The organism is Streptomyces sp. NPDC107517 (assembly GCF_055582645.1).
On record NZ_JBVJPM010000009.1, the window covers coordinates 99,093 to 117,080 of the forward strand.

General features: G+C 68.6%; 13 protein-coding genes. 11 read left to right on the forward strand and 2 right to left on the reverse strand.

Translation table 11 applies throughout. The features are described 5' to 3' along the window. Positions 1 to 174: 174 nt before the first annotated feature. Positions 175 to 2,304 (reverse strand): alpha-galactosidase, encoded by a 2,130-nt coding sequence (locus tag ACZ67T_RS21655; RefSeq protein WP_469986081.1) that lies wholly within the window; start codon positions 2,302 to 2,304, stop codon positions 175 to 177. A gap of 179 nt (positions 2,305 to 2,483) precedes the next feature. Between ACZ67T_RS21655 and ACZ67T_RS21660 the strand changes: the two genes are divergently transcribed. The 11 genes from ACZ67T_RS21660 (at position 2,484) to ACZ67T_RS21710 (ending at position 17,366) form a co-directional block, all read left to right on the forward strand. After that, complete coding sequence (locus ACZ67T_RS21660; protein ID WP_469986082.1) at positions 2,484 to 3,662, forward strand: ROK family protein; 1,179 nt, start codon at positions 2,484 to 2,486, stop codon at positions 3,660 to 3,662. 153 nt (positions 3,663 to 3,815) lie between these two features. After that, positions 3,816 to 5,636 carry an alpha-galactosidase D gene (locus ACZ67T_RS21665; RefSeq protein WP_469986084.1) on the forward strand — a complete coding sequence of 607 codons (1,821 nt, stop codon included), beginning with the start codon at positions 3,816 to 3,818 and terminating at the stop codon, positions 5,634 to 5,636. Between the two features lie 30 nt (positions 5,637 to 5,666). After that, on the forward strand, positions 5,667 to 8,087 hold the full coding sequence (locus ACZ67T_RS21670; RefSeq protein ID WP_469986086.1) for a glycosyl hydrolase family 95 catalytic domain-containing protein: 2,421 nt from the start codon (positions 5,667 to 5,669) through the stop codon (positions 8,085 to 8,087). A gap of 23 nt (positions 8,088 to 8,110) precedes the next feature. Continuing rightward, complete coding sequence (locus ACZ67T_RS21675; RefSeq protein WP_469986088.1) at positions 8,111 to 9,325, forward strand: SGNH/GDSL hydrolase family protein; 1,215 nt, start codon at positions 8,111 to 8,113, stop codon at positions 9,323 to 9,325. A gap of 133 nt (positions 9,326 to 9,458) precedes the next feature. After that, entirely contained in the window at positions 9,459 to 10,226 is a 768-nt protein-coding gene (locus ACZ67T_RS21680) for an NPP1 family protein (protein ID WP_469986089.1), read from the forward strand. 197 nt (positions 10,227 to 10,423) lie between these two features. Then, positions 10,424 to 11,188, forward strand: a complete 765-nt coding sequence (locus tag ACZ67T_RS21685; protein ID WP_469986090.1) for an alpha/beta fold hydrolase — start codon at positions 10,424 to 10,426, stop codon at positions 11,186 to 11,188. Between the two features lie 146 nt (positions 11,189 to 11,334). After that, complete coding sequence (locus ACZ67T_RS21690; protein ID WP_469986092.1) at positions 11,335 to 11,901, forward strand: glycerol-3-phosphate responsive antiterminator; 567 nt, start codon at positions 11,335 to 11,337, stop codon at positions 11,899 to 11,901. 245 nt (positions 11,902 to 12,146) lie between these two features. After that, positions 12,147 to 13,448: an MFS transporter gene (locus tag ACZ67T_RS21695; protein ID WP_469986094.1), complete on the forward strand. Its 1,302-nt coding sequence runs from the start codon at positions 12,147 to 12,149 to the stop codon at positions 13,446 to 13,448. A gap of 107 nt (positions 13,449 to 13,555) precedes the next feature. Next, the gene (locus ACZ67T_RS21700) at positions 13,556 to 14,332 is read left to right on the forward strand and encodes an SDR family NAD(P)-dependent oxidoreductase (protein WP_469986095.1); all 777 of its coding nucleotides are present in this window, start codon (positions 13,556 to 13,558) and stop codon (positions 14,330 to 14,332) included. A gap of 70 nt (positions 14,333 to 14,402) precedes the next feature. Further along, positions 14,403 to 15,866, forward strand: coding sequence for an FAD-binding oxidoreductase (locus ACZ67T_RS21705; RefSeq protein ID WP_469986096.1), 1,464 nt, complete (start codon positions 14,403 to 14,405; stop codon positions 15,864 to 15,866). A 69-nt stretch (positions 15,867 to 15,935) separates the two neighbouring features. Next, positions 15,936 to 17,366: an FGGY-family carbohydrate kinase gene (locus ACZ67T_RS21710; protein WP_469986098.1), complete on the forward strand. Its 1,431-nt coding sequence runs from the start codon at positions 15,936 to 15,938 to the stop codon at positions 17,364 to 17,366. 127 nt (positions 17,367 to 17,493) lie between these two features. Here the strand turns inward: ACZ67T_RS21710 and ACZ67T_RS21715 are convergent, their stop codons facing one another. Further along, positions 17,494 to 17,922, reverse strand: a complete 429-nt coding sequence (locus ACZ67T_RS21715) for a pyridoxamine 5'-phosphate oxidase family protein (protein ID WP_469986100.1) — start codon at positions 17,920 to 17,922, stop codon at positions 17,494 to 17,496. Positions 17,923 to 17,988: the final 66 nt, after the last annotated feature.

Genomic DNA, 17,988 nt, shown 5'->3' on the forward strand with positions numbered 1-17,988 from the left:
ACAGCAAAGCCTGGGAGCGCTCCCAGGAAATGCCCGTGGGGAGCCTACCGAAGGATCACGGGCAGGTCCATGCCAATGACGCCTGGTGATACGTCCCGCTGACACAACCTGCTGACACGCCCCGCTGACACGCCCTGCTGGCATGCCCTGTTGAGACCGGCATGGTGCGTGAGCTCAGTCCTCCGTCTCGCGGATCAAGTGCACGGCCGCGCTGGACCAGTCGCCGGGCGGCAGGTCGAGGTGCATTCCGTACTGGGTGAGTACGGCGGCATGGTGGACCGCCCCGGTACGCGCGTCGCGGTAGCGGGCTGTGGGCGTCAAACCCCTGAGCCGGACGGGCAGTTGAGGACTTCCGTGGCGGGAGACGCGCCGCCATGCGAGCAGCAGCGTCTCCGTGGCGTCCGGAGCGGTGTACTGCACCACAGAGAGTGCTTCGTCGGAGGGAGGCGACAGGCGGTCCAGAGTGCCGTGCTGCACCAGATGGCGCACGTGCTTGTACTCGGCCACCAACGCGGCCCCCTCCCGGAGTTCGTCCTCCGGCCACCGGGTGAGATCGCCGCCGATGCCCAGCGCTCCGGCCATGGCGACATGGAAGCGGAACCGCAAGGGGACCGTGCGCCCCGTGAGCTGGTTCGGCACGTCGGTCACCCAGGAGCCCATGGTGCGCGCGGGGTAGACCTGGCCGTAGCCGTGCTGGATCCACATGCGGTCGGCGGCATCGGTGTTGTCCGACGCCCACGCCTGGTCGGTACGGGACAGAATGCCCAGGTCGACCCGGCCGCCACCACCGCTGCACGACTCGATCCGGAGAGCGGGATGGTCCGCGCGCAGGCGGTCGATCACGTCGTAGAGGTTGCGTACGTACTGAGGTCCGAGGCGGTCGGTGCCGTCCTGTCGGCCGGGCCAGCCCGCCTCGCTGAAGGCGCGGTTCATGTCCCACTTGAGGAAGTCGATGCCGTGGTCGCCGACGAGGCGGGTCAGCCAGCCGTGGGCCCAGTCGGCGACGTCCCGTCGGGCGAAGTTGAGGACCAGCTGGTTGCGCAGCTCGGAGCGGGGGCGGCCGGGGAAGTGCAGGACCCAGTCGGGGTGTCGGCGGTACAGGTCGCTGTCAGGGTTCACCATCTCGGGCTCCACCCACAGGCCGAAGCGCATCCCGAGCCGGTGCACCGCCCCGACCAGCGGCCCGAGCCCGTCCGGGAATCGGTCGCGCGCCGGGGTCCAGTCGCCGAGCCCCGCGCGGTCGCTCCGACGGGCGCCGAACCAGCCGTCGTCCACGACGTACAGCTCGGCCCCGAGCGCGGCGGCCCGCTCGGCAAGCGCCTTCTGGCCGGCCTCGTCCACGTCGAATCCCGTGGCCTCCCAGGAGTTGTAGACGACCGGCGCGACCTCGTCCGGATGCGGCAGGACGTGGGTCAGGGTGTGGGCGTGCCACGCGCGGCTCGCGCCGCCGAAGCCGCCGTCGGTGAACAGGCCCAGGAACGGGGGAGTGGTGAATTCCTCGCCCGGGTCGAGCGGCACGCTCGTGCCGTCGTGCCCGAGGCCCCCGGTGAGTGCGGCCCGCCCGTCGGGGGTGCGCTGAGCCGTGATGCGCCAGCTCCCGCTCCATGCGAGGGCTGTGCTCCAGACGCGGCCGGACTCCTCCGTCGCCGTGCCGTCGTCGAGCATCACCCAGGGGTTCGCGTGGTGGCTGGTGATGCCGCGGCGGCTGGTCAACACGGTCTCGCCGTACGGGAGTTGCTCACACCGCAGCCGGCTCTCGGCGGACCACTGCCCGGTGACGTGCCTCAGGCGATAGTCGCGCAGCGGCGGGAGTGTCCACGCGGCGGAGTCGGCGCGCAGCAGGGTGACGGGCTCGTCGCCGGCATTGCGCACGACGGTCCAGCGTTCGATGACGTCGGTGCCGACGCGTACGCGGTAGTGGAGTGCTACATGCAGCGCGTAGCGGCGGTCGCGGAACTCGAGGACGAGCTCCCCCGCTTCGGGGGAGCTCTCGTCCACGAGGTGGCCTGTGGGTTCCCACTCGAACGCACGGGATCCGTCGCCGAATCGGACCTGGAGCGAGGGGGGCCCATAGCGTGTCCCGCCGTCGACGGGACACTCCTCTCCCACGGCCGGTCTTCCTTCGAAGCTGCTGGTCGCGGACGGCTGCGGGGCCGTGAGATCCTCCGCCTCCTCCAGCGTCAGCCGCGGACCCCATGCGACGTGGCAGGGCGCGCCGGACTCGTCGAGGCGTAGCGCGTACGACGTGTCCGGTGTGGCCAGCAGCCAGACCCCGGTCCGCGGGGCGAAGGAGATCAGCGACATGGATCCTCACGTTCCTGTGGTGCCACGAGACGAGAGGAACACAACCGTGGCCTTGGATCATGTGTCAATACCCCCTACAGGTCTGGCATTTGGAGGTTGTGGGCCCCTCATTGAGGACGCACAGGCAATTCCTGTTTCTTTCATTGACAGCGGAAAATAAGGGGCCTAGGTTCCCGGCCATGCGCTCGACTTCCCTCACCGAGGCGTTCCCGGCCCACACCGCGGCCGCTTCCCAGATTTTCACCACCGTGCTGTCCCACGGCCCGCTCACCCGGTCGGAGATCGCCGGGCGGACCCGTCTCTCGGCGGCGGCGGTGACGAAGGCGGTCCGGCCGCTGATCGAGTCCGGGTACCTCCTGGAGGACGTCGACGAGGACGCGCGGCAGCCGTCTCTCGGGCGGCCCGCCAACCCGGTGCGGGTCGACGGCGGCCGGGCGCTGTTCATCGGGGTCAAGGTGACGGGGGACGAACTCATCGCCGTGCTCACCGACTTGTGCTGCCGCATCCGGGTCGCCCGGCACGTCCCGCTCACCTGCCGTGACCCCAAGTCGGTCCTCGCCTCGATCGCGGGACTCGTGCAGGAGCTCCTGACCGAGGCGGACGGCTTCGGCGTGCAGGTGCAGGGCCTGGGCATCGCGGTCTCCGGTGACGTCGACCGGGCGGCCGGCGCGGTGCGCTACTCGCCCTTCCTGGAGTGGCGCGACGTCGGCCTCGCCGAACTGGCTCGGATGACGACAGGGTTGCCGGTCACCGTAGACAACGACGTCCGGGCGCTGACCGTCGCCGAGCAGTGGTTCGGAGCCGGTGTGGGCCTGTCCGACTTCGCGGTGGTGACCGTCGGGGCCGGTATCGGCTGCGGCCTCGTGGTCCACGGCCAGGTGGTGGCGGGGGTGAACGGAGTGGCCGGCGAGATCGGACACGTGGCGATCGACCCGGCCGGACCCCTCTGCCACTGCGGAAACCGTGGCTGCGTCGAGGCGATCGCCGCGGACTCCGCCATCGTCGGCCGGGTCCGGGAGGTGACGGGTGTGCACGTGGCCGACGCGGCCGAGGCCCTGGAGCTGGCCCATGGCGGTGACCCCGGAGCGCGGGAGGTGTACGCGCGAGCGGGCGAGGCGATCGGACGAGGCATCGCCACGGTGGCCAACCTCCTTGGACCCGAGCGCGTGATCATCTCCGGCGAGGGCCTGGCCGCGTACGACCTCTTCGCCGAGCAGATCCGCGAGGCGTTCACCGCGGCGGCCTTCGGCTCCGCCGCCCGCTGCGACGTGCGGACCCGCCCCCTGCCCTTCGAGGAGTGGGCGCGGGGGGCCGCCGCAACCGCGATCCAGTCCTTCATCCGAGCGGACACGCACTGAAGTCCGGGCAAGTGGGTCCAGACGCGAACGGATGTCCAGGCACGTACGGAAGTTCAGGCGCGAACTGAAGACCGGATCCGCACCGGAGATCAACAACTGCCCACAGCCCGGCCCCCACCACCCCCGCTGACACCGTCCTTGGAGGTCCGACCCATGAGGTCATCCTCGTACTCCGTCATGCCCGGAGCCGCCCCCTCCGGTCGCCGCACCACCCTCACAGCCGTGGTCGTCCTCGCCTTCTGCGCAGGCCTCGTGACGACCGTCCCGGCCGCCCGGGCCGACACCACCACTCCCGCTGAGGCGGCCGTCAAGCCGTACATGGGCTGGTCGAGCTGGAGCATGCAGTCGTCGAAGTACCCGGGCCTCAACCCGGACGGCGACTACAGCTACCTCACCGAGGCGAACGTCCTCAAGCAGACCGACGCCATGGCGTCGAAGCTCAAGAAGTACGGCTACGAGTACATCAACATCGACGCCGGCTGGTGGCGCGACAAGACCTGGAAGCCCGAGTTCGACGAGAACGCGCGCCAGAAGGCGGACCCGGACCGCTTCCCGCACGGCATGAAGTCCGTCGCCGACCACATCCACGCCAAGGGTCTCAAAGCGGGCATCTACCTCCCGGCCGGTCTGGAGCAGGAGGCGTACGGCGAGGGCAAGACCCCCATCGCGAACGCCGGCGACTGCACCACCGCCGACATCGTCTACAGCGACCTGCGCACCACCAACGGCTGGGACAGCGCCTACAAGCTGGACTTCTCGAAGCCGTGCGCCCAGAAGTACATCGACTCCCAGGCACAGCTCGTCGCGGACTGGGGATACGACTTCCTCAAGCTCGACGGCGTCGGCCCCGGCTCCGGCAAGAGCGGGGACCAGTACGACAACGTCGCCGACGTGGCCGCCTGGAACAAGGCCATAGCCGCCGCCGGACGCCCGGTCCACCTGGAGATCTCCTGGTCCCTCGACATCGGGCACGCCGCCGACTGGAAGAAGTACTCCGACGGCTGGCGCATCGACACGGACGTCGAGTGCTACTGCAACACGCTGGTCAGCTGGGAGAACTCCGTCGACGACCGCTGGGACGACGCTCCGGGCTGGACACGGCACGCCGGCCCCGACGGCTGGAACGACCTCGACTCGCTCGACGTCGGCAACGGCGAGATGGACGGGCTGACCAAGGCGGAGCGACAGAGCTATGCGACCCTGTGGGCCATCGCCAAGTCCCCGCTCTACACCGGTGACGACCTGACCAGGCTGGACAGCTACGGCGTCGCCCTGCTGACCAACCGCGAGGTCATCGCCCTGAACCAGGGAAGCACGCCTCCTGCCCGGCCGGTCACGCCCTCGGACCCTCAGCAGGTGTGGGCCGCGAAGAACGCGAACGGCAGCTACACGGTCGCCCTCTTCAACCTCTCCGACGCCCCGGCCTCCGTCACCGCCGACTGGTCGTCCCTCGGCTTCACCGGCAGGGCCGGCGTCCGGGACCTGTGGAACCACGAGAACCTCGGCACGTACAAGAACAAGGTGACGCAGGCCCTGCCCGCCCACGGCTCGCGCCTGTTCACGGTCACCCCGAACGGCGCCGCCGTGACCTGGAAGGGCTACGAGGCCGAGGCCCCGGCAAACACCCTCGGCGGCAACGCCTCTGTGGGTGACTGCGGCGCCTGCTCCGGCGGCCACAAGGTCGGCAACCTCTATGGCGGCGGCAAGCTCCGCTTCGACGGCATCGACGTGGACAAGGCCGGCACCTACCTGGTCAAGGTCGCGTACATCAGCGGTGACGCCCGCTCCGCCGACGTCTCCGCGAACGGTAACGGCGCCACACGTCACAAGTTCCCGTCCACCGGGGACTGGGGGAGCGTCGAGACCGTCAGCGTGCCCGTCACCCTCAAGGCCGGCAGCAACACGATCACCTTCGACAGCGGCTCCGGCTACGCACCGGACATCGACCGCATCGACGTACCCCAGTCGTCCTGACCCGTCCGCCCTTCCCCCTGGAGCCGCACGATGGACACCAACCTCCCGACCGATCCACCGGACAGACTCCCCAGCAGACGTGGCCTGCTCTCCCTCGCCGCGGCGGCCGGAGCCGTCACCGCACTCGGCGGCCTGCCCGCCTTCACCGCCTCCGCCACCCCGCAGCGCCCCACCGAGTCACCCGCGTTGCCGGCGAGCCCGCGGAACCAGCTGTGGTGGCAGGCGCCCGCCGACGACCACTCGATGATCGAACAGGGCCTGCCCCTCGGCAACGGCCGTCTGGGCGCGCTTGCGAGCAACGACCCCGGGCGCGAGCTCCTCCTCATCACCGACGCCACCCTGTGGACCGGAGGACTCAACGACAAGCTCGACGCGGACGGCCAATTCTCCTACACGCGACAGGACTTCGGCTCGTTCACGCTCCTCGGCCGGCTCACCGTCGACATACCCGACCACGACATATCGGCCGTCAACGACTACCGCAGGGGCCTCGATCTCGACCAGGGCCTGGTCACCACCTCGTATGTGCGCTCCGGAGTGACGTACCAGCGCCGTGTCTTCGCAGGCCGCCCCGACGACGCCATCGTCCTGCACTTCACCCAGAGCGGCGGCGGACGCTACACCGGCACCGTGACCCTGGAGGGCACCCACGGCGAGACCACGACCGGGGACCGCACCGGGAAGTACGCCTCCTTCGGCGCCACGTTCCCCAACGGCCTGCGCTACGGGGCCGCGGTGACGGCGCGTGCCACCGGCGGCAGCGTCACCGTCGACGGCTCCCGGATCGACTTCTCCGGCTGCAAGGAACTCACGGTGGTGGTGAGCGGTGGCACGAACTACGCGCCCGACGCCTCCCAGCACTATCGCGACCCCTCCGTCCAGCCCGAGCGGCTGGCGCGCACGAAGGTCGTCGACGCGGCCGGGCACTCGGCGAGCACGTTGCTGCGCACCCATGTCGCCGACTACCGGGACCTGTTCGGGCAGATGGACATCTCGCTCGGCACGTCGTCCTCCGCGCAGCGCGCTCTGAACACCTGGGAACGCATCGAGGCACGCACCAGAGACGGGCAGCCCGACCCCGAACTGGAGGCCGCCTACCTGCAGTTCGGGCGGTATCTGATGATCTGCGGGTCCCGGGGAAGCCTGCCGCTCAACCTTCAGGGGCTGTGGCTCGACGGCAACGACCCGGACTGGATGGGCGACTACCACACCGACATCAACATCCAGATGAACTACTGGATGGCCGACCGGGCCGGCCTCTCGCAGTGCTTCGACGCCCTCACCGACTACTGCCTCGCCCAGCTGTCGTCCTGGACCGAACTCACCCGCACCCTCTTCAACGACCCGCGCAACCGCTACCGCAACTCCAGCGGAAAGGTCGCGGGCTGGACGGTCGGTATCTCGACCAACGTCCACGGCGGGATGGGCTGGTGGTGGCATCCGGCGGGCAACGCGTGGCTGTGCAACACGCTCTGGGAGCACTACGAGTTCACGTACTCCTCCGCCTACTTGGCAAGGATCTATCCGCTCCTCAAGGGTGCCTGCGAGTTCTGGGAGGCCCGGCTCATCCCCACGACGGTCACCGACCCGGACACCGGAGCCGAGAAAGAGGTGCTCATCGCCGACAGCGACTGGTCGCCGGAACACGGCCCGCTGGACGCCAAGGGCATCACGTACGCCCAGGAACTGGTGTGGACCCTGTTCGCCAACTACCGCACCGCAAGCGAGGTGTTGAACCAGGACGCCGCTTACGCCGACAAGACGGACGCGCTCCAGAAGCGGCTGTATCTGCCGCGAGTGAGCCCCAAGACAGGCTGGCTGGAGGAGTGGATGTCTCCCGACAACCTCGGGGAGACAACTCATCGGCATCTGTCCCCGCTGGTCGGACTCTTCCCCGGAGACCGCATCCGCCCGGACGACTCCACTCCTGCGGCCCTGCTCGACGGAGCCACCGCCCTGCTCACCGCCCGTGGCACCCAGAGCTTCGGCTGGGCCAACGCGTGGCGCAGCCTGTGCTGGGCGAGGCTCAAGAACGCGGACAAGGCCTACGAGCTGTTCGTGAACAACCTCAGACCGTCGACCGGCGGGAGCAACGGCACCGCCCCGAACCTCTTCGACATCTACGAGGTGGAGAAGGGCCGCGGCATCTTCCAGATCGACGCCAACTTCGGCACTCCTGCCGCGGCGGTCGAGATGCTCCTGTACTCCCGGCCGGGCCGTCTGGAACTCCTTCCTGCTCTCCCGGAGGCGTGGTCGAAGTCCGGTGCGGTGACCGGCATGGGCGCGCGCGGTGGCTTCGTCGTCGATCTGCGCTGGCGTGACGGCAGGCCGACGCAGGCCAGGATCCGTAGCGTCGGAGGGCACACCACGACGGTGTCGTACGGCGGGATGTCACGGAAGATCAGCCTGAAGCCGGGCGAGGCCACGGTCCTGAGGGAGTTCGACCGGTGAGGGCCGAGAGGGGGCAATCGGTCGTGCCCAGTGGGTTACTTGGCCTGTGGCGTCGCCTCGCCGCCATCACCGTGACGCTGCTGATCGCGGCCGTATGCGCACCCGCAGCCGCCCATGCCGGCCCGCCGGCTGCCCGCCACGACGTGATCACCTGGGGCGCGAGCGCCGACCGCGTGGGCGACGCGGTTCCCGATCACAGCTACCGCCTGATCCTGCACACCAGCGTCGGCGGGGACAGCCTGCGCATCCGGCTCTCCAACGCCTTCGGCGACCGACCGGTGACCTTCGACAGCGCCTATGCGGGCCGCCGGCGCGAGGGTGCGGAGCTGGTCCGCGGCAGCAACCGGCGCCTGACCTTCGGCGGGGCGCGCTCCGTCACCGTGCCTGCGGGCGACACCACGTACAGCGACCCGCTGCCCGGTCGGCTGCCCGCCGAGACGACGCTGGTCGTCAGCCTGCACACCGCGCAGGCTGCGGGTACGGCGACGGGCCACTCCATGGCCATGCAGACGTCGTACGCGGCAACCGGCGACCACGCCTCGGAGGAAGGCGCGGACAACTGGACCGAGCGGATCGGCTCCTGGTTCTACCTCGACTCCGTCACCGTACGGACCGCAGTGGACACAGGCGCCGTCGTGGCGCTCGGCGACTCCATCACCGACGGCTGGCAGTCGACCACCGACCTCAACCGGCGCTGGCCCGACTACCTGTCCCGCCGGTTGCAGGCGGCGGACGACCCATCGGTCAAGGGGGTTGCCAACGAAGGGATTTCGGGGAACAAGGTGCTCGCGGACGGCGCCGGGCAGAGTGCGCTCAACCGATTTGAGCGCGATGTGCTCTCTCACCCCGGAGTGCGCACCGTGTTCCTCTTCGAGGGCGTCAACGACGTCAAGGCCCACACGGGCGTCACGGCCCAGGACGTGATCGACGGCCTTCGCGATATCGCCGAACGGGCCCATGTGGCAGGCAAGTGCGTCGTCGGCGCCACCATCGCGCCGTTCAAGGGCTGGTCCGAGTGGGACCCCACGGCCGAGTCCGTACGCCTCGAGGTCAATGAATTCATCAGGGACAGCGGTGAGTTCGACGCGGTCACCGACTTCGACCGCACTCTGCGCAGCCCTTACGACCACGAGCGCATCCTCCCGGCCTTCGACGGCGGCGACCACTTGCACCCCAATGACAAGGGCATGCAGGCGATGGCCGACTCGGTCAACATCAAGGACCTGGCCGCCTGTTGACGACGGCACGGACTCTTCATCACTGCGCCACACAGCTGGGCTCCGCCGGGCAACCGCGACCTGGATGATGACGAGGGCATGCCAGATTCGCTCGCGTGTGTCCCACACCCCCACGGTTCATCAGGAGGACGCAGTGAAGAAGAGCCCGCCGATCCGCAGAGCGACACTCACCCTCGGCAGCGCCGTCGCGCTGGTCATCGCTTTCCCGGGCATCGCGCTCGCGGACCCGCCCCCGGCGCTCCCCGCCAACGCGGACGGTCTCGAGCAGACGTTCCAGCCGGCCTACGACTACGACGGTGACGGGTGCTACCCGACGCCCGCCATCGGCCCCGACGGCACCATCAACCCCGGCCTCAATCCGTCCGGGGCCGTCAACGGCCAGTGCCACGACTCCTGGGACCTCGACAGCACCAACGGCTACTCCCGCTCCAAGTGCAACAACGGCTGGTGCGCCATCATGTACGGCCTGTACTTCGATAAGGACCAGGCCGTCGCGGGCAGCGGTCTCGGCGGGCACCGCAACGACTGGGAGCACGTCGTGGTGTGGGTGCAGGACAACGAGGCCAAGTACGTCTCCACCTCGGCGCACGGCAACTTCAATGTCTACAGCCGTGACCAGATCCGCTGGGACGGCACCCACCCCAAGGCCGTCTACCACAAGGACGGCCTGGGCACGCACTGCTTCCGCCCCGCGAACGCCAACGACGAGCCGCCGGAGAACCACCGCCACACCTGGCAGTTCCCGACCCTCGTCGGCTGGAACGGCTACCCCTCGGGCCTGCGCGAGAAGCTCAGCCAGGCCGACTTCGGCAGTGCCGTCTTCGGCCTCAAGGACGGCAACTTCAACTACCACCTGGAGAAGGCCGAGCCGGCCGGCATACCGTTCGACCCCAACGCCTGAGGGGACGGCGGAAAACAGGTTGGGCCGCACGGCGGCCCGTTGGTAGCGTCCCGCCCAGGCCGTGACGTCGTGCGAGGAGGTGAGACCCATGAACGCTGTATCTGTATGGGTGCTCCCCTCCTCGCCACGGTCGGACGGCTGACGTAGGTCTCGCCGGGAGCGCCTCCTCCACAAGGCACTCCCGAAAGGCAACACCTATGAACTCTGTTCAATTCACCGCGCAGACATCGACGAACGGTGTCCTGGAGCGCGACTTCACCGTGGGTGAGGTCACCGGCGCGCTCTGGTCGCCGGCCCCCGGCTCCGACCGCGCGCCGCTCGTGCTGATGGGCCACGGCGGCGGCAACCACAGGAAGTCACCGGCCATGACCGGCCGGGCCCAGCTGCTCGTGGCGGGCGGCGGCTTCCACGTCGCCACCATCGACGCACCCGGGCACGGCGGCCGCCCCCGTACGGCACACGACGAGCGTGAGATCGCCGTGATGCAGCAGGCGATGGCGGCGGGCGAACCGGTCGGCCCGATCGTCCAGCGCTACAACGCACACCTGGCGGAGCGCGCCGTGCCGGAGTGGCGGGCGACCCTTGACGCCCTCCAGGAACTCCCGGAGATCGGCACCGACGGGCCGGTCGGCTACTTCGGCCTGAACATGGGCACCGCGATCGGGGTGCCGCTGACGGCGGTCGAACCCAGGATCACCGCCGCGGTCTTCGGTCTCTACTGGGCCGAGACCCTGGCCGGGGCGGCGAAGCAGATCACCGTTCCGATCGAGTTCGCGCTCCAGTGGGACGACGAACACATCCCGCGCGCGTCCGGTCTCGCGCTCTTCGACGCCTTCGCCTCGAAGGAGAAGACGCTGCACGCCGGCGCGGGCCGGCACAAGGAAATGCCCAGGTTCGAGGCCGACAGCGCGGTGCGCTTCTTCGTCCGGCATCTCAGCGGGGCCCACCCGTCGCAGGCATGACCTGAGCTGACGGCAGCGGCGTCGTCCGGGCGCCGCTGCCCACCGGTGGAGCCAGGCTGAGGTGGCGGGTCCCGGCGCCGGGAAGTTACTCTGCGCTGCGGCGCTGATCGGCGGAGATTGGCCGCCGATCCCATGGGAGGTCATTCGTGGACGTGTCACTTCCGGTCCTCCTGGAGGACCACCCGGTCGTCGCCAGTGTCATCGACGACGACGGGCTGCGCGCCGTCATGGACTCCGAGTGCAAGGTCGTCTTCCTGCTCTACGGGTCCCTGCTGAACCTCCCCGCGATCGTGCAGCAGCTCAAGGACGGCGGCAAGGTCGTCCTGGTCAATGTGGACCTGCTCGAAGGGTTCAGCGGCAAGGACATAGTGGTGCAGTACGTGAAGGAGCACACCTCCGCCGACGGGGTGCTCAGCTCCAAGGCACACATGGTGCGCGCCGCCCGCGAGGTCGGCCTGTTCGCCGTCCACCGCTTCTTCCTCATCGACTCGAAGTCCTACCGCAATCTCGCGCCGCAGGTTCGCCAGTCCAGGGCCGACTGTGTGGAGATCCTGCCGGGCTGTATGCCGCGGGTCATCTCCTGGGCCGTGCAGGACATCGAGGTGCCTCTCATCGCGGGCGGCCTCGTGTGCGACCGCGAGGACGTGTTCGCCGCGCTGAAGGCAGGAGCCGCGGCCATAGCCTCGTCGAATCGTGACGTGTGGGCCATGTAGGCGTCCGGCCGTGTAAGGGAATGTGACGCCTGACTCTATTGACACTGCCGATCGGCCCTGCCTAGCATGGCGAACGCACCCGGAGTTCATGTCATGGCCACGGGCGCGACAATCAAATAAAGGTTCTGGCTTCATGCCGGGACAGTTACTAGAGACCAGAGAACAGTAACCTCCGAACACCGGAGTTTGCTGTTCTTTTTTTGTGCCCATTTCCTGTCCACGACGAGGTGGCTGCGGTGATCCGGATGAACAAGGCCCAGAAGTGGCTGAGCTTCCTCGCGCTCTCCATGACCGGCGGAATTATTTTCCAGGTCGCCTACATCCGGTTCGTGTATCTCGAACCTACCTATACGGCGCTGAATCTCAGCTCGCAGGAGTACGGCAACATCATCTCGGCTTTCGGTGCCGTGGCCATCGTCATGTATTTCTTCGGCGGCTGGTTCTCCGACAAGTTCTCGCCGAAACTCCTCATCGTGGCTTCGCTCGTCGGAACGGGAATCGCCGACATTTATCTCGCGAGCGTTCCCGGATTCTGGGGAATCGTGGCGGCGCACCTTCTGATGGCCGTCGTCGGCATGGGCCTGTACTGGTCCGCGCTGGTGAAGTCGATCAGCATGCTCGGCGACTCCGGCGAGCAGGGACGGCTCTTCGGCTTCCTCGAAGGCACCCGTGGCATCGTCTCGACGGCCGTCGGTTTCATCGGCACGGCCGTCGTCTCCGCCTCCGTCGTGCCCGCGCACGGCGTCCTCACACTGATCCGGATCTACGGCGTGCTGAGCTTCGTCTTCGCCGCGATCGTGTGGCTCGTCGTCCGCGAGGACAAGACGCGGCTCGCCGGGCTCGACTCTGCGACCGTCACCCTCAAGCAGCTCCTCGCCGCCGCCCGCAACCGGTACACCTGGCTCATCGGCGGCACCGCCATGCTGATGTACTGCTTCTACACGACGCTCGGCTACTTCTCGCCCCTGCTCCAGGGCAACTACGGCGTCTCCGCCTCGATGATCGCCGTCATCGGGGTCGTGCGGTCCTACGTCTTCCAGTTCGTCGCCGGACCCGCGGGCGGCGTCGTCGTGGACAAGGTGACACGCTCCTCCGCGGTGTTCCTGCGCTGGATGTTCGCCGGCAGCGCCGTGCTCGCCGCACTCTTCCTCGTGCTGCCGCGCACCACCTCCCTCGCCTGGCTCGCGCTCGTGATGATGTTCGTCCTGTGCGCACTGGTCTTCGCCTCGCGCGGCGTCTACTGGTCCACGGTCGGCGAGGTGGAGGTGCCTGAGCGGGAGCGCGGGGGCGTCATCGGGCTCGCCTCCGGCATCGCGTACCTGCCGGACGCGTTCCTGCCGTCCCTGTGCGCCTGGTGGATCGGCGACTCCTCGGCGAGCCCGAAGGTGCCCGAACGGGGTGGCGGCTACAGCGCGCTGTTCGTCTTCCTGCTCGCGGCCGCACTGCTCGGCCTGGTGATGACGACACTCACCGCCCGTACTCGTCGGCGCGAACTCGCCGCCCGGCAACCGGCCCCCGTCAGCGACCGCGTGCCGGCAGGGGTGTGATCGCCGGGTCCTTCGACTCACCGCCCCGAGCGCGTAGAACGTATCCATACAAAGCTTCAGAAGACTCGTAAAGATTCACGAAGAGTAAGAAGATCGGCAGGCATCACATGGACATCACGGACTTCTCCCGGGACTTCTTCTCCCTCGACGGGAAGAACGCGATCGTCACCGGCGGCAACACCGGCCTCGGTCAGGCGTTCTCCCTCGCCCTCGCCAAGGCGGGCGCCAACGTCCTCGTCCCCGCGCTCGCCGACGACGGCGGCGAGACGCGCAAGCTGATCGAGGCCGAGGGCAGGCGCATGGAGTTCCTCGAGGCCGACATCACCGGCGCCGGTGTGCCCCGGCAGGTCGTCGAGCACTGTGTGGACACCCTCGGGTCGGTCGACATCCTCGTGAACTCGGCGGGCATCTGCAATCTCGCCTCCGTCGAGGAGTTCGACCGCGCCGCGTGGGACCCGATGCTGGCCGTGAACCTCACCGCGCCCTTCGAACTCGCCCACGAGGCAACGAAGTTCATGATCCCGCAGCGCTCCGGAAAGATCATCAACATCGCCTCCCTGTTCTCCTTCCTGGGCGGCCAGATGTCCCCCGCATACGCCGCCACCAAGCACGGCATCGCCGGCTTCACCAAGGCGTACTGCGACGAGCTCGCCCAGCACAACATCCAGGTCAACGCGATCGCCCCGGGCTACTTCGCCACCAGGATCACCGAGGCGACGCGCGCCGACCCGGCGACCAACCAGCGCGTCCTCGACCACATCCCGGCCGGCCGCTGGGGCGATGTCGCCGACCTCATGGGTGCCACCGTCTTCCTCGCCAGCCGCGCCGCCGACTACGTCAACGGCCATGTCCTGACCGTCGACGGCGGCTATCTCGTCCGCTGACCCCGACCCGACACCCACTTCTCCCTCACCCCCACACGTACACACACACGTACAAAGAAGGTTGATCCACATGGTGCAGTCCGCATCGAAGCTGAACCGAGAAGAGATCGTCGACCGCCTCACCTCCCTGGTCGGCGCGGGCGCGGTCGTCACCGACGAGCAGCAGCTGCGCGAGGCGAGCGTCGACCGCTTCAAGAAGTACCAGGCGGTGCACGGCATCTACGACGCCCCGCCGCCGGCCGCGATCGTCAACGCCACCAGCGTGGACGACGTGTCCAAGGTGCTCGCGTTCGCCGACGAGAACCGCATCAACATCGTGCCCCGCACCGGCCGCACCGGCACCGAGGGCGGCCTGGAGACGGCCGTCACCGACACGATCGTCCTCGACGGCTCGGGTCTCGACGAGATCATCAAGATCGACGAAGAGAACATGCAGGTCACCGCCGGGTGCGGCGTTCAACTCCAAGTCCTCGAGGACACGCTGCGCGCCAAGGGCTACACGACCGGGCACTCCCCGCAGTCCAAGCCGCTCGCGCAGATGGGCGGGCTCGTCTCGACGCGCTCGATCGGCCAGTTCTCCACCCTGTACGGCGCGATCGAGGACATGGTCGTCGGTCTGGAGGCGGTCTTCCCCGACGGCACCGTCAGCCGTATCAAGAACGTCCCGCGCCGCGCGACCGGCCCGGACATCCGGCACATCGTCATCGGCAACGAGGGCGCCCTGTGCTACATCACCGAGGTCACGGTGAAGATCTTCAAGTACCAGCCGGAGAACAACGAGTTCCACGGCTTCCTCGTCGACGACATGGCGACCGGCACCGCCATCATCCGCGAGGTCGTCGTCGGCGGCTTCAAGCCGTCCGTCGTGCGCGTCTACTCGCCCGAGGACGCCGGCCAGCACTTCTCGCACTTCTCGAAGGGCAAGTGCGTCGTCGTCTTCGTCGCCGAGGGCCCCAAGGGCATCGTGCGCGCCACCAGCGACGAGATCGAGCGGGTCGCCGACCAGCACGCGCACGAGAAGGTCGACCCGAAGCTCATCGAGGCGTGGTTCGACAACCTCAACTGGGGCCCGGACAAGATCGAGGCGGAGAAGGAGGTCATGCGCGCCAAGGCCGAGCTCGGCTACACCACCGAGGTCTCCTGCGACTGGTCGAAGGTCACCGAGCTGTACGGCGCCGTCATGAACCGCATCCGCACCGAGTACCCGCACGCCGACGACCTCACCCTCCTCGGCGCCCACTCCTCGCACAGCTACCAGACGGGTACGAACCTGTACTTCGTCTACGACTACAAGATCAACTGTGAGCCGGAGGAGGAGATCCACAAGTACCACGTGCCGCTCAACGCGATCATCGTCGAGGAGGCGCTGCGCGTCGGGGGCTCGATGGTCCACCACCACGGCGTCGGCAAGTACCGCACAGCGTGGACGAAGCAGGAGCACGGCAGCGCTTACCACATGCTGGCCAAGCTCAAGGAGGCGTTCGACCCGAACGGGATCATGAACAAGGGAACGATCTTCCCCCTCGACGCCTGATCCCCAACTGTCGTACAGGGGGCCGCCACTGCAGGCGGCCCCCTCCTCCCTCGCACCCCGGAGTGGGCCATGACTCGCTACTTCATCGGCATCGACAACGGCTCCCAGAGCTCGAAGGTGACCGTTTTCGACGAACACGGCCGGGCCGTGTGCGAGGGACGGCAGACCCTGCGTCCGTACGCCACCCCCCGCCCCGGCGTCGTGGAACACCCGGACGACGACCTGTGGACGTCGATCGGAGCGGCCAGCCGCCAGGCCATGGCAGCCTTCCCCGGCGACGTGGCCGACATCGTCGGCGTCGGTCTGTGCACGATCCGCTTCTGCCGGGCCGTCCTCAAGGCCGACGGCACACTCGCCCAACCGGTGATGAGCTGGATGGACGCGCGGGTCTCACGCCCCTACGAACACACCCTCCCCGAGGCGCGGTACGTCACCACGTCCTCCGGCTACATCAGCCACCGCATGACCGGCGTCTTCCGGGACACCGCCGCCAACTACGCCGGCGACTCCTGGCCGTTGAACTCCGACACGTGGCAGTGGACGACCGACGACACGGCTCTCGCCAAGTCCGGCATCCCGCGCGAGATGCTCTTCGATCTGGTGATGCCGGGCGACGTCCTCGGCACGGTGACCGCCGCCGCGGCCCGCCACACCGGCATTCCCGAGGGCCTCCCGGTCGTGGCGACCGCCAACGACAAGGCAGTTGAGGCCCTGGGCTGCGGACTGCGCTCCAGCGACACACTCCTGGTCTCCCTCGGCACATACGTGGCCGGCATGACCGTGGGCGACAGGAACATGCCCGAAGCCTCCGACTTCTGGACCAACTACGCCTGCATGCCGCACTCCTACCTTTACGAGAGCTTCGGTGTGCGCCGCGGCATGTGGACGGTCAGCTGGCTGCGCGACCTGCTCGGCGAGGAGGCGGTCGCAGGCGCCCGGGCGGCAGGGCTGTCCGTCGAGGACTACCTCAACGCCGAGGCCGCGAAGGTCCCGCCCGGCTGCGACGGCCTGATGACGGTGCTCGACTGGCTCGCGCCCACCGACGCCCCCTACCGCAAGGGCACGATCCTCGGCTTCGACGGCCGCCAGGGCCGCTTCCACATGTACCGCTCGATCCTCGAAGCGCTCGCCCTGTCCATCCACGCCACCGGCACCCACATGGCCACCGAGGTCGGCACCACCTACCGGCACACGGTCATCTCCGGCGGCGGATCCGGCTCCGACCTGATGATGCAGATCTACGCCGACGTCTTCGGCGTCCCGGCCCACCGTGCCGAGGTCAACAACGCGGCGGGGCTCGGCTCCGCCATCTGCGCGGCGGTCGGACTCGGCGCGTACAAGTCGTTCGACGAGGCGATCGACACGATGGTCCGCCCGGGCGCGGAGTTCACACCCGACCGGGCCAACCACGACCTGTACCGGCGCCTCGGCGAGGTGTATCGCGACATTCGCGAGCACACCGACGGGATCTACCGGCGCTCGTACGACGTCTTCGGCTGACGGCCCGGCCCGGCAGGCCGGCTCAGCGGACGGCCAACCCCCGCGCGGCAGGCCCGGCTGCTGCGGGCAGCCGGGCCACGACCGCGCGGGACTCGTATCCACGGCGACCGAGCCGCCGCGCGTCGTGTCACACCGAGCCGAGGTCGGCCGACAGCCAGTGCTCGGGCCGGACGTGGAAGGTGACCTGCGCGCCATTCTCGGCGGTGGCGGTCTTCACGTATCCCTCGACCTTGTCGGCGGGCAGATAGCGGGCCGTGAGATCGGTCAACTCCTGCACTGTGGAGGTGACTTCGGATGTCACCGGGCCCTCCACGGTCACGTAGCGGACCGTGGGCCCGACACGTTCGACCATGAGCGAGATGTGACCGGCGGCCCTGATGGCCTTCGCCTTGGCGGAATCCCGGCCGGTCATGAACCAGAAGGCACCACCCGGCTCGTACCAGTACCAGATCGGGACGGTGAGTGGCGCACGGCCGGTTTCGGCGCGGGCGACGGCCAGGGCGCCGATGTGGGGTTCGGCCAGGAACGCCTCGCGCTCGTCGAGCGGAAGGGGCATAGCGTCTCCTCGTGCAGGTCGATCACGTGGGGCATGTCGAGATGCAGTCTGCAACGCCGGTCGGGG